The following is a 12271-nucleotide window of genomic DNA, read 5'->3' as shown; positions in this document are numbered from 1 at the left end:
CCGCCGGAGGCTTGGCCTCGCAGAGGCCAATCAGCTCGCAGGTGTCGACGACACGCCAACCTGCGCCGGGCGCAGCAAACGGTCGTGCAACATGAACCCTTCAGCCGAAACCTGAATGATGTCCCCCGCGCGTGTTCCCGGTACTGGCGCTTCAAACATCGCCTCATGCACATTAGGATCGAACCGATCACCAACTTCAGGCGTGATCACCTCAATCCCGTGCTTCTGAAAAACATCTTTCAACGCCCGCATGGTCAGTTCAACACCTTCCAACAGAGGGCCAGCAACCTCTTTCTGCTCATCGGTCGCGGCCTCAAGCGCGCGTTTCATGTTGTCGTAAACCGGCAACATGTCGCGGGCCAGCTTTGATCCGCCATACTGTTCCGCGTCCCGGCGCGCTTTGTCGCCGCGTTTGCGCGCATTCTCGGCATCCGCCAGCGCGCGCATGAACTTGTCTTTGTAATCGTCCCGCTCAGCGCGCAGCGCGTCGACTTCCAACGCCTCTTCGCTGATATCCATCAGCTCTTCAGCCAGCTCTTCCGCTTCGGCCGTTGCGATATCGTCCAGAAAATCTTCGTTCTTGGGCTCTGCCATCTCTTACCCTCTAGCTCCGGTCGGATATCAGCTTGCCGACCAGTTGCGCCGTATAATCCACGATCGGTACGATCCGCCCGTAATTCAGACGTGTGGGCCCGATGACCCCAACCGCACCAATTATCTTACGATCAGCGTTCATATATGGAGACACCACCAAAGAGGAACCCGAAAGTGAGAAAAGTTTGTTCTCAGAGCCAATAAAAATGCGAACGCCCTCACCTTCTTCGGCCAATTCAAGGAATTCCGCGATGTCACGCTTGCGCTCCAGATCGTCAAACAAGGACCGAATACGCTCTAGCTCTTCTTCCTGACCAGATTCACCCAACAGATTCGCCCGCCCGCGCACGATCAAACGGGCCGAGTCAGTCCCGTCACCATCCCAGGCCGCAATTCCGCTTTCGACCATCGCGCGGGCCAGAACGTCAATTTCTTGCCTGCGCGCATCGATCTGGCTTTGCATCTGCCGTCGTACTTCGCTGAGCGTACGTCCCTCAATCAGCGCATTCAGGAAATTCGCCGCCTCCCGCATTGAGCTTGGCGTCTGTCCTGGCGGCGGCGTAAAAAGCCGGTTTTCCACGTGACCATCGGCAAAAACCAGAACCACCAGCGCGCGATCATGAGCAAGTGAGACAAACTCGATATGCTTGATCTCGGATTCATGTTTGGGCGTCAAAACCAGTGACGCTCCATGTGTCACGTGTGACAATGCAGAGCCCACACGATCCAGCATCCCGCCGACATTGCCAGCGTTAGAGCCTAAAGTCTCATCCAGTTTCTGACGGTCATCCGCGCCCAGATCACCAACTTCTAGCAGCCCGTCCACAAACATCCGCAGCCCTTGCTGAGTTGGAATGCGTCCCGCGCTGACGTGGGGACTGTCCAACAGGCCCAGAAACTCCAAATCCTGCATCACATTCCGCACGGTCGCCGCGCTGACTTTCTCCGAAAGGGTGCGTGTCAGCGTGCGGCTGCCGACTGGCTCACCGCTGTCCAGATAGCTTTCGACGATCAGCCGGAACACCTCACGTGACCGGTCGTTCATCTCGCTCAGAATTTTGCTCGCTTCGCTCATCCGCGCACCCTTGCTGGACAGCCATTAAATAGCAGGCACAAGAAAGGTCAATCGGGGTTGCATCGTAACGCTACAGAGCGGTATCCCCAACCCAGCAAACAAAGGAATTCCCATGCGACCCTCAGGACGTGATCTAAACGAAATGCGCGCCGTTTCAATCGAGACGGGTTTCACCAAACATGCCGAAGGGTCTTGCCTGATCAAGATGGGCGACACCCATGTGCTGTGCACTGCCACGATCGAGGATCGCGTGCCGCCTTTCATCAAAGGCTCGGGCCTGGGTTGGGTCACTGCCGAATATGGCATGCTGCCCCGTGCAACCAACACGCGGATGCGGCGCGAGGCTGCATCGGGCAAGCAAGGTGGTCGTACTGTTGAAATTCAACGCCTGATCGGCCGCGCCCTGCGCGCCGGTGTGGATCGGGTTGCCCTGGGGGAACGTCAGATCACCGTCGATTGCGATGTGATCCAGGCCGATGGCGGCACCCGCTGCGCCTCGATCACCGGGGGTTGGGTTGCGCTGCGTCTGGCGGTCAACAAACTGATGAAGGCGGGCGATGTGATCAGCGATCCGCTGGTCGATCCCGTCGCTGCCGTGTCTTGTGGTATCTATGCAGGCCAACCTGTACTGGATCTGGATTATCCGGAAGACAGCGAGGCGGGCGTTGATGGTAACTTTATCATGACTGGATCCGGCAAACTGATCGAAGTGCAGATGAGTGCAGAAGGGTCTGTCTTCAGTCGCACCCAGATGGACCAACTGATGGATCTGGCCGAAAAAGGCGTGGCTGAACTGTCCGCAACTCAGAAAGCCGCTACCGCATGACCCGTAAGTTCGACGGGGACAGGCTATTGGTCGCAACCCACAACAAGGGCAAGCTCGAGGAGATGGCACATCTGCTTGAGCCCTTTGGCGTGACCGTGGTTGGTGCGGCTGAGATGGAGTTACCTGAGCCGGAAGAGACCGAAGACACTTTTGTCGGCAACGCTCGGATCAAGGCCCATGCCGCCGCAAAAGCTACCGGTCTGCCTGCCCTGTCGGACGATTCCGGGATCACCATCGATGCGCTGAACGGAGCGCCCGGAGTCTATACCGCCGATTGGGCTGAAACCAGCAATGGCCGCGATTTCCTGATGGCGATGACCCGCGCGCATAGCGAGCTGGAAGCCAAAAACGCCGCGCATCCCCGCCTGGCTCAGTTCCGTTGCACGCTGGTTCTGGCCTGGCCCGACGGGCATGATGAAGTGTTCGAAGGCGTCGCCCCCGGCCATCTGACCTGGCCAATCCGTGGCAAGGACGGGTTTGGGTATGACCCAATGTTTGTCCCTGAAGGCCACGACATTACTTTTGCGGAAATGGATCGCTGGGAAAAGAATAAGATCAGCCACCGCGGCCGCGCGGTGGAAATGTTCGTGAAAGGCTGCTTTGGCGGATGATTGGCGCAACGGGGGCTTTGGCCTGTATGTGCATTGGCCCTTTTGCGAGGCCAAATGCCCCTATTGCGACTTCAACAGTCATGTTTCCCGTGAAATCGATCAAAAACAATGGCTTGAGAGCTATCTTAGCGAGCTAAAGCGTTCAGCCGCCGAAACGCCTGATCGGGTGCTGAACACAATCTTCTTCGGTGGCGGCACGCCCTCACTGATGGCCCCTGACACCGTCGACGCCGTGATCGACGAAGCCCGCACTCTCTGGCGCCCTGCCAACGACATGGAGATCACGCTCGAAGCCAACCCAGGCTCTGTTGAGGCGGGCCGGTTTGCAGCTTATGGCGACGCTGGGGTGAATCGGATATCCATGGGAGTTCAGGCACTGAACGACGAAGATTTGCGCCGATTGGGCCGCATTCACACAGTCGCCGAGGCACGCGCCGCGTTCGATATCGCTCGCACTTGCTTTGATCGTGTCAGTTTTGACCTTATCTATGCCCGGCAACATCAAACCTTGGGCGCTTGGAAAGCCGAACTGACCGAGGCACTGTCGATGGCTGTTGACCACATGTCTCTGTATCAGCTGACGATCGAAGACGGCACTGCCTTTGGCGACCGATACGCTGTCGGCAAGCTGCGGGGCCTACCCGAAGATGACAACGCCGCAGATATGTATCTTGCCACTCAGGAGATTTGCGACGCACATAGCCTGCCCGCCTACGAAGTATCAAACCACGCAAAACCTGGCGCCGAGTCTCTGCACAATCTGATTTATTGGCGATATGGCGACTATGTCGGGATTGGTCCTGGCGCACATGGCAGGATCACCGTTTCCGGGCAGAAACTAGCGACCGAAACTTATCTGTCGCCCAACGGATGGCTGACCGCGGTACAAAACGGGTCAGGAGAGAAAAGCCGCACCGCCTTACCCCTGCAAGATCAAGCAAGTGAATACCTTATGATGGGTCTTAGAATTGCCGAAGGGCTAGATATAGAGAGATTTGCTGCATTAGCCAAAGAACCACTGGAGCAATCCAAACTGGATCACCTGACCCAGATCGGCATGATCTCACAACACGGAAGCCGTGTGTCAGCAACCAAAGACGGGCGCGCCGTTCTGAATGCCGTCATCCGAGAGCTATTGAGCTAGGTGCATGCGGTATCTTTGGGCCACATTCGGATTACTCTGCGTTGCACTGGCCATGATCGGCGTTGTTCTTCCTCTATTACCCACGGTTCCGTTTCTTCTGCTGGCGGCATTTTTCTTTGCCAAATCCTCATCCCGCCTCCACAACTGGCTTCTGACGCATCGGCTGTTCGGGCCAATGATCGAAGATTGGCAGCGCTCCGGCGCTATTCGTCCAGCCGCAAAAAAAGCGGCAACTGTTTCAGTCGCCGCCGTCTTTGGCATCTCCTTAATTCTATCCGCCCCACCCTATGTCCTGATCATTCAATCCATAGTCCTGAGCGCCGTGCTGACCTTTATCTGGACTCGCCCTAACGGCTAAGTTTCGCGCAGAGATCGTCGAGCTGATCCAGGTTTTCATAGGTCAGAACGACTTGACCGCTTTCAGTGCCCGGCTTGTGGTTGATCACCACTTTCATTGCCAGAATGGCCGAAAGATCCTTTTCCAGCGCGCGCGTATCCGCATCCTTACCTGCATTCAAGTTGCGGGACTGAGGCGCTGTCCGGGGAGTATCCCCTTGCTGTTGCTTTTTCACCAGCGCCTCGGTCGCCCGAACCGACAAGCCATCTTTGACAACAAATTTTGCCAATTCAGACGCATTTTCTGCCGTAATAAGCGCCCGCGCGTGGCCAGCTGACAGCTTGCCTTCGATCACCAGTGCCTGAACATCCATTGGCAAAGACAGAAGGCGCAACAGGTTTGCGATATGGCTGCGGCTTTTACCCAAAGCTTCGGCCATTTTTTCCTGCGTATGGCCAAACCGGTCCATCAACTGCTTGTATCCAGCAGCCTCTTCAACCGCATTCAGATCTGCACGCTGGATATTCTCGATAATCGCAACTTCCAGCACTTCGGTATCGTCAAAATCACGAATTATGACTGGAATATCATGTAGTTGCGCCATTTGCGCCGCGCGCCAGCGCCGCTCGCCCGCAACAATCTCATAGGCCCCTCCCTCAATCGACCGCACGATCAAGGGTTGGATGATGCCCTTTTCTTTAACAGAGGCCGCAAGCTCGTTCAGCTGTTCAGGCATAAATGTGCGGCGCGGCTGGTCGGGGTTGGCTTTCAGCTTTTCAATCGGAACAGTCATGTCCGGGCGGCGCGGCTCTGCAGGGGCGCGCCCATCTCCGTCCTGTGTCACATCCGCCATCAACGCAGATAGACCGCGCCCAAGGCCCCTTGATTTTGTTTTCTTGGCGCTCACGTCGCCCTCCTGACTTGTCGCTTATGCGGCGACTTTGTTGTTCTTGTGCATGACTTCGCGCGCCAGGTGCCGATAGGCCATCGCCCCAAGCGACCCCGAGTCATACTGCAGAACCGGCAACGCAAAAGATGGTGCCTCACTGACCCGCACATTTCTTGGTATCTTGGTCTTAAAAACCATCTCACCCAGATTGTCACGCGCGTCTTTTTCGACTTGGCGGGACAAGTTGTTGCGGTTGTCATACATGGTCAACACAACACCTTCGATTCTCAGGTCCGGATTCGCGGTCTGTCGAACCTCTCTGATCGTCAGCATAAGCTGCGAGAGGCCTTCCAATGCAAAAAATTCACTTTGCAGTGGAACCAATACCGAATGTGCAGCAACCATTGCGTTTACGGTCAGCAAATTCAGCGAAGGCGGACAATCAATCAGAACAAAATCCAGATCAAATTCATCGATTGACGTCTGTCTTAGGGCATCGTGCAACAAATAGCTGCGTTTTTCATTTGAAATCAGCTCGATATCAGCCGAGCTTAGGTCCACCGTGGCCGGTATGACGAACAAACCGCCGATCTCGGTTTCCTGAACAACTGCCTCGAGCGGTGCATCATCAAGAATTAGATCGTAGGTCGTCCAATCCCGGTCTTCAACCCCCAGCCCTGTCGATGCATTCCCCTGCGGATCAAGATCAACGACCAGAACTCGGCATCCAGCCTCGGCCAGCCCAGCCGCAAGGTTTATTGCCGTCGTAGTCTTTCCAACGCCACCCTTCTGATTGGCAACCGCGATTATCCGGGGCCCGGAAGGACGAGACAGATCAACCACGTGATACTCCTTTGATTTTAAGGATAACGGCCTGAGGTTCAGTTAAACTTGTAATCGGCTCCGCGTCGAATTTCCATTCCTCGCGCGCCTCGTCCATCTCTTTTTTCCAATTTGCGCCTTTCGGCAACAAGGCTAAGCCGGATTCGCTTAAGTGCCTGTCACAAAATGACAAAAGCGTCTTGAGATCAGCCAAGGCCCGCGCCGATAGGATATCCACGCCCAGCGGGTCAACTGCCTCGATCCGCTTTGAGATCACCTCACAATGAACACCGCATTCTCGCGCCACATTGCGCAGAAAGGCCGATTTGCGCTGATCGCTTTCGACAAACTGAAAACGCGCCTGTGATGCCTCGTCCGCGGCCATAATAGCGCAGACCATTCCTGGAAACCCGCCCCCGCTTCCAAGATCGACCCATGTTCGAAAGGACTTCGCGCAACGGAACACTTGCACTGAGTCCAGGACGTGCCGGTTCCAGATATCCTCCAGGCTCTTGCGGGAAACCAAATTGATCTTGGGGTTCCAACGCTTGACCAGCTCGACATAAGTTGTGAGGCGATCGAGTGTTTCACGTGAAACATCTAGTGCGTTGAACTCCGGAAATTCAGACGTCATGCCTGCCGCAGCCTCTCGTCACGACGAAGCCTTGCCAGCACAAGTGTCAGCGCCGCTGGTGTCACACCTTCAACCCGGCTGGCTTGTGCGATGTTGGCTGGGCGCGCGGCAGATAACTTCTGCTTCATCTCTGCAGACAGTCCATCGAGCGTACTATAGTCAAAACTCTGCGGGATTACGTAAGCTTCATCACGCTTCATCGCCTCCACATCACGCTGCTGCCGAGCTATGTAGTTGGCATAGAGCGCGTCCCGCGAGATTTGCCGGCGAATTTCCGGTGCGGTATCATGCAGATCGGGGATTAAGGGGACTATGTCTTCAAAAGACACATCTGGAAACGCCAGAATCGCAAGGCCGTCACGGCGGTTTCCATCCTGATTTACGTTGATGCCGGCGGCTTTGATCTCTTTCGGAGTGTAGGTGCGATCAGTAAGCATCGCTTTTGCACTCTCCAGCTTCGCCATCTTACTTTCAAAAAGCGTGCGCCTGTTTTCACCAACGCAGCCGAGCTGCACCCCGACCGGTGTCAAGCGTTGATCCGCGTTATCCGCCCTCAGTGACAATCTGAACTCAGCCCTTGAGGTGAACATACGATAAGGTTCAGCAACACCCCGGGTCGTTAGATCATCGATCATAACCCCAATGTAGCTATCCGCTCGAGTGAAATGCACAGGTTCTTGCCCCTGCACCTCTAGCGCGGCATTCAGGCCAGTGACCATACCTTGGGCTGCCGCTTCCTCATATCCTGTGGTTCCATTTATCTGACCCGCAAGATATAGGCCTGGCACTGAAGCAAGCGACAGCGAGGCAGTCAGGATTCTGGGGTCCACATAATCATATTCAATTGCATACCCAGGTTGCAGAATTTCTGCCTTCTCAAGCCCCTTGATAGACCTAACATAATCCTGCTGAACATCCTGCGGCAATGAGGTTGAGATGCCATTGGGATAGATGGTGTGATCATTTACACCTTCAGGCTCCAGGAAAATCTGGTGCGAGGTTTTGTCAGCGAACCGAACAATTTTATCCTCAATGGATGGGCAGTATCTTGGACCAACACCATCGATATGCCCGCCATACATTGCCGATTTGTTGAGATTATTCTCAATAATCTCATGTGTCCGGGCATTCGTATGGGTGATACCGCATGAGATTTGGGGTGCGACTACAGATGTCGACAAGAATGAGAACAACGTTGGATCATCATCTCCGTCTTGCCTCTCCAAATCCGACCAATCGATCGTCCGCCCATCAAGCCTGGGCGGTGTGCCAGTTTTTAACCTGCCAATGGGCAGCTCGTAGCTGTCCAATCTCTCGGCCAGCTTTGTAGATGGTCGATCTCCCATACGACCACCCGGTCGCGATACATCGCCGATATGGATCACGCCACGCAAAAAAGTGCCTGAAGTCAGAATAACCGCGCGTGCTGAAACCTCCGATCCGTCGCCAAGGATTACGCCTGCAACGCGGTCCCCCTCCATTTTGAAATCCACAACCTCACCAACCAGAACGCTCAAATTCTCTTGTTGATCCGTTTCCGCTTGCATCGCTGCTCGATACAATGCTCGGTCAGCTTGCGTTCTCGGTCCTTGAACGGCTGGGCCTTTGCGGCGGTTAAGCAGTCGAAACTGAATACCTGCCCGATCTGCAACGCGACCCATGACCCCATCCAGCGCATCTATCTCTCGCACCAGATGACCTTTACCCAGGCCGCCAATCGCAGGGTTACAGGACATCACACCGATATCGGTTGCTGACAGAGTCACGAGCGCGGTTGACGCACCCATACGTGCAGCCGCATGGGCAGCTTCCGTTCCCGCGTGCCCCGCGCCGATAACGACGACATCAAAACCTGAATGTTTCACGTGAAACACTCCTTATTTCCCAAGGCAGAAACTTGAGAAGATTTCATCCAATAGATCTTCGACACCTATTCTGCCCACCAAAGATTCAAGCGCCCGGATTGCAGTACGCACTTCCTCTGCTGCGATATCATACAGGTCCGGACCTGATTCCAGAACCGACATTGCACTGTCCAAAGCACGCTTTGCAGCAATCAGCGCAACCCTGTGCCGCTCCCGTGTAGCTATACCATGGCTAGTGGTACGACCATTCAACACGCGCGATATATTGTTGATCAACAGATCAATTCCCTGGCCAGTTTTCCCGGAAACTCCATTGTCAACATCTGGTCTAAGATCTGATTTCGGTCGAACCAGGATGTCGCCCGCTTGAATTGGTACGCCAAGTTCCGAGGGATCGTCAGAGAGAAAAACGCGCAGATCAGCCGTTTCTGCACGTTTGCGCGCCCGTTCGATGCCAAGGTTTTCAACATGGTCTTCGGTTTCTCGCAAACCAGCGGTGTCCAACAGCGTTACAGGCAACCCCGAAAGGTCCATGCGTACCTCAATCACGTCCCGCGTGGTTCCTGCATATTCCGAGGTGATCGCTGCCTCACGCCCCGCAAGCGCGTTTAGCAGGGTTGATTTACCTGCATTCGGCAGCCCAATGATCGCCACTTCAAACCCGGTTCGAATGCGTTCAGCAATCTGAACACCATCAGCCTCGCGCTGAAGGTCATCAGCAACACCAGAAATCAGCTGTCGAACTTCGGGCGTAACGTCGGTTGGAACTTCCTCATCCGCGAAGTCAATCACAGCTTCCAACAACGAAGCTGCTCGGATCAGGTCGCGCCGCCAACGTTCGGCAAGCTGCCCCAACTCCCCTGCTAGTATGGTTTGAGCTTGCTGTCGCTGTGCTTCGGTTTCAGCGTCGATCAGATCGGCAAGGCCTTCAACCTGTGTCAGGTCCATCTTGCCGTTTTCCAACGCCCGACGGGTGAATTCTCCGGGGTCGGCCAGACGCACCCCATCAACATCTGACAGACACCGCATAACGGCATTCACAGTAGCTGTACTGCCGTGAATTTGCAGTTCAGCAACGTCTTCGCCGGTAAAACTGGCTGGCGCTTGAAAGGTCAGAATCAACCCATCATCTAACCGAGAACCGCCGAGATCACGCAAAGTGCGAAAGGCCATACCCCGTGGTGACAGGGCACCGCCCGACATCTCGGCTGCAGTGCGATGTGCATCGGGACCCGAGAGGCGGATGACCGCCACCCCGGCTTTGCCTTGCGCGCTGGCCAAGGCGAATATCGTGTCCATTCGAAGGCCTCGCGTCAGTTTAGACCTGTGTCAGGTATTCATCGAATCGAAGAACTCGCCGTTGGTCTTCGTCTGTTTCAACTTGGACAACAGGAACTCGATTGCATCGGTCGTGCCCATCGGGTTGAGGATACGGCGCAGAACGAATGTCTTGGCCAGATCGCCCTTGTCGACCAGCAGGTCCTCTTTCCGTGTGCCGGATTTGAGGATGTCGATGGCTGGGAACACGCGCTTGTCTGCGATCTTGCGATCCAGAACTATTTCTGAGTTACCGGTTCCTTTGAATTCTTCAAAGATGACCTCGTCCATCCGGCTGCCGGTGTCGATCAGCGCGGTGGCGATGATGGTCAGCGAACCACCCTCTTCGATATTCCGCGCGGCACCGAAGAACCGCTTGGGACGTTGCAGGGCATTTGCGTCCACACCACCGGTCAGAACTTTACCCGAAGATGGGACCACGGTGTTAAATGCCCTACCAAGTCTTGTGATTGAGTCAAGAAGAATAACAACATCTCGTTTATGCTCGACTAAACGCTTGGCTTTTTCGATCACCATCTCGGAAACGGCAACGTGGCGGGTAGCCGGTTCGTCGAAGGTCGAAGACACAACCTCACCCTTCACCGAACGCTGCATATCGGTCACTTCTTCGGGCCGTTCATCGATCAGCAGGACGATCAGATAACACTCCGGGTGGTTCTGCTCGATCGAATGCGCGATGTTCTGCAGGATCACGGTTTTACCGGTCCGCGGCGGTGCCACGATCAAGGACCGCTGGCCTTTACCGATGGGTGACACAAGGTCGATCACACGGGCCGACTTGTCCTTGATGGTCGGATCCTCGATCTCCATCTTCAAGCGCTCATCGGGATACAGAGGCGTCAGGTTGTCGAACAGGATCTTGTGCTTGGCCTTCTCAGGATCTTCAAAGTTGATCTTGGTGACCTTAGTCAGCGCAAAGTAACGCTCATTATCATCGGGCGCTTTAATCTCACCTTCGACGGTGTCCCCGGTCCGCAACGAATGCTGACGGATCATGTCAGGCGAGACATAGATATCATCCGGACCCGGCAGATAGTTCGCCTCGGGCGAGCGGAGAAAGCCGAAGCCGTCTTGCAGGACTTCCAGCACACCGTCGCCACCAACGGTCCAGCCCTCATCCGCGCGTTCGCGCAGGATCTGGAACATCATTTCGCCTTTACGCATGGTCGAGGCGTTTTCGATCTCCAGCTCTTCGGCCATCGCCAGAAGGTCTTTGGGGCTTTTGGCTTTCAGATCGGCCAGATTCAGGGATTCAGTTGTCATGGTACATACCTTCACCGCTGATAGTGCGGCACGAAGTGGAATTTCAGTACGGAAAATACGCCGCCCGGACGGGCGTGTTGCGGTGTAGATAAGCGCTTAGTTGGAAAGAGTCAAACAAGCCGTCAGAACTTCAAAACAACTGACAGGACGATGATCACCATCAAGAAGGTCGGAACCTCATTCATCATGCGGTACTGGCGCCCTGTGAGCGTGTTTCGACCTGCAACGAAGTCCTTTCGGCGCGCCATGAGCCAATGATGAAACCAAGTCATCCCGATCACAGCCGCCCCTTTGGTCCAAGGCCAGACAAAATCCCAACTGACGATGCCTGGTGTGAACACCATGATCAGCCCACAGACCCAAGCCACGATACTGGCTGGTCCCATGATTACCCGCAAAAGCTTTTCTTCCATTTCAAAGAAAATTTCTTTTGCACCATCGACTGTTTGCGCTTTTTCTACGTGATAGACGAACAGCCGGGGTAAATAGAACAAGCCGGCCATCCATGAGATCACGGCCATAATATGGAGCGCTTTCACCCACGGGTAGATCGTGAAAAGAAGATCAGTCATCCTGGCTCCGCGCGTTGCTCGGAACTCTCCCTAATAAAAAAATAAGAAAGAAGAAAGGATGATGGTTTTGTAGGGTGCGTAAATTCCGTGGATTACTTTTTTACCCTTTGATTTTCCCCAGGTGGACAGTTTTACAGGAAATCAATGTGATTCTGTGATTATATAAAATAACATATATAATACATATACTTATATGGAATCTAAGTAGCGTGCTGTGGGGATAACTGCCTGCATATCTATTAAAGTTTCAGTTATCCTTCGGTTTCGACTTATCCTTGTCCCGGTTGGATAGCGTTCGGGC

At 54.6% G+C, this 12271-nt stretch carries 13 protein-coding genes; 4 read left to right on the top strand and 9 right to left on the bottom strand.

The features are described from left to right. Window positions 1-30: 30 nt before the first annotated feature. A complete protein-coding gene (locus tag ACR0DH_RS15480) occupies window positions 31-594 on the bottom strand; it encodes a nucleotide exchange factor GrpE (protein ID WP_170534249.1) in 564 nt (187 codons plus the stop codon). A gap of 10 nt (window positions 595-604) precedes the next feature. Next, a complete protein-coding gene (gene hrcA, locus ACR0DH_RS15475) occupies window positions 605-1669 on the bottom strand; it encodes a heat-inducible transcriptional repressor HrcA (RefSeq protein ID WP_480550455.1) in 1065 nt (354 codons plus the stop codon). A 112-nt stretch (window positions 1670-1781) separates the two neighbouring features. Between hrcA and rph the strand changes: the two genes are divergently transcribed. Genes rph through ACR0DH_RS15455 form a run of 4 tightly spaced genes read left to right on the top strand, consistent with a single transcriptional unit; the run spans window position 1782 to window position 4608 of the window. After that, complete coding sequence (rph, locus tag ACR0DH_RS15470; protein WP_480550453.1) at window positions 1782-2495, top strand: ribonuclease PH; 714 nt, start codon at window positions 1782-1784, stop codon at window positions 2493-2495. Then, a complete protein-coding gene (gene rdgB, locus ACR0DH_RS15465) occupies window positions 2492-3106 on the top strand; it encodes an RdgB/HAM1 family non-canonical purine NTP pyrophosphatase (RefSeq protein ID WP_480543706.1) in 615 nt (204 codons plus the stop codon). The genes rph and rdgB overlap by 4 nt, the downstream gene beginning before the upstream one ends. After that, window positions 3096-4250, top strand: a complete 1155-nt coding sequence (gene hemW / locus ACR0DH_RS15460) for a radical SAM family heme chaperone HemW (RefSeq protein WP_480550451.1) — start codon at window positions 3096-3098, stop codon at window positions 4248-4250. Before rdgB ends, hemW begins: the two co-directional genes overlap by 11 nt. A gap of 4 nt (window positions 4251-4254) precedes the next feature. Next, window positions 4255-4608: a YbaN family protein gene (locus tag ACR0DH_RS15455; protein WP_480550449.1), complete on the top strand. Its 354-nt coding sequence runs from the start codon at window positions 4255-4257 to the stop codon at window positions 4606-4608. Here the strand turns inward: ACR0DH_RS15455 and ACR0DH_RS15450 are convergent. The 7 genes from ACR0DH_RS15450 to ACR0DH_RS15420 all read right to left on the bottom strand — a co-directional run bounded on the left by ACR0DH_RS15450 (window position 4598) and on the right by ACR0DH_RS15420 (window position 11970). Beyond that, a complete protein-coding gene (locus ACR0DH_RS15450) occupies window positions 4598-5494 on the bottom strand; it encodes a ParB/RepB/Spo0J family partition protein (protein WP_480550447.1) in 897 nt (298 codons plus the stop codon). The genes ACR0DH_RS15455 and ACR0DH_RS15450 overlap by 11 nt on opposite strands. 21 nt (window positions 5495-5515) lie before the next feature. Continuing rightward, the gene (locus tag ACR0DH_RS15445) at window positions 5516-6319 is read right to left on the bottom strand and encodes a ParA family protein (RefSeq protein WP_353008488.1); all 804 of its coding nucleotides are present in this window, start codon (window positions 6317-6319) and stop codon (window positions 5516-5518) included. After that, on the bottom strand, window positions 6312-6932 hold the full coding sequence (gene rsmG / locus ACR0DH_RS15440) for a 16S rRNA (guanine(527)-N(7))-methyltransferase RsmG (RefSeq protein WP_480543710.1): 621 nt from the start codon (window positions 6930-6932) through the stop codon (window positions 6312-6314). Before rsmG ends, ACR0DH_RS15445 begins: the two co-directional genes overlap by 8 nt. Beyond that, window positions 6929-8797 (bottom strand): tRNA uridine-5-carboxymethylaminomethyl(34) synthesis enzyme MnmG, encoded by a 1869-nt coding sequence (mnmG, locus tag ACR0DH_RS15435; protein ID WP_480550445.1) that lies wholly within the window; start codon window positions 8795-8797, stop codon window positions 6929-6931. The genes rsmG and mnmG overlap by 4 nt, the downstream gene beginning before the upstream one ends. A 12-nt stretch (window positions 8798-8809) precedes the next feature. Then, a complete protein-coding gene (mnmE, locus tag ACR0DH_RS15430; RefSeq protein WP_480550443.1) occupies window positions 8810-10096 on the bottom strand; it encodes a tRNA uridine-5-carboxymethylaminomethyl(34) synthesis GTPase MnmE in 1287 nt (428 codons plus the stop codon). A 30-nt stretch (window positions 10097-10126) separates the two neighbouring features. Beyond that, window positions 10127-11398: a transcription termination factor Rho gene (gene rho / locus ACR0DH_RS15425; RefSeq protein WP_480550441.1), complete on the bottom strand. Its 1272-nt coding sequence runs from the start codon at window positions 11396-11398 to the stop codon at window positions 10127-10129. Between the two features lie 122 nt (window positions 11399-11520). Then, a complete protein-coding gene (locus ACR0DH_RS15420; protein WP_480550439.1) occupies window positions 11521-11970 on the bottom strand; it encodes a CopD family protein in 450 nt (149 codons plus the stop codon). Window positions 11971-12271 lie beyond the last annotated feature (301 nt).

The organism is Ruegeria sp. I1 (assembly GCF_056532675.1).
The sequence above is the reverse complement of the archived record's forward strand: the minus strand, read 5'-3'. Positions and strand labels throughout refer to the sequence as shown.

Excerpts from the sequence above, each read along its gene's own strand:
- rdgB (WP_480543706.1), top strand. The coding sequence starts at position 2,492 with ATGACCCGTAAGTTCGACGGGGACAGGCTATTGGTCGCAACCCACAAC.
- rho (WP_480550441.1), bottom strand. The coding sequence starts at position 11,398 with ATGACAACTGAATCCCTGAATCTGGCCGATCTGAAAGCCAAAAGCCCC.
- mnmE (WP_480550443.1), bottom strand. The coding sequence starts at position 10,096 with ATGGACACGATATTCGCCTTGGCCAGCGCGCAAGGCAAAGCCGGGGTG.
- ACR0DH_RS15455 (WP_480550449.1), top strand. The coding sequence starts at position 4,255 with ATGCGGTATCTTTGGGCCACATTCGGATTACTCTGCGTTGCACTGGCC.
- ACR0DH_RS15480 (WP_170534249.1), bottom strand. The coding sequence starts at position 594 with ATGGCAGAGCCCAAGAACGAAGATTTTCTGGACGATATCGCAACGGCC.
- hrcA (WP_480550455.1), bottom strand. The coding sequence starts at position 1,669 with ATGAGCGAAGCGAGCAAAATTCTGAGCGAGATGAACGACCGGTCACGT.
- rph (WP_480550453.1), top strand. The coding sequence starts at position 1,782 with ATGCGACCCTCAGGACGTGATCTAAACGAAATGCGCGCCGTTTCAATC.
- ACR0DH_RS15420 (WP_480550439.1), bottom strand. The coding sequence starts at position 11,970 with ATGACTGATCTTCTTTTCACGATCTACCCGTGGGTGAAAGCGCTCCAT.
- rsmG (WP_480543710.1), bottom strand. The coding sequence starts at position 6,932 with ATGACGTCTGAATTTCCGGAGTTCAACGCACTAGATGTTTCACGTGAA.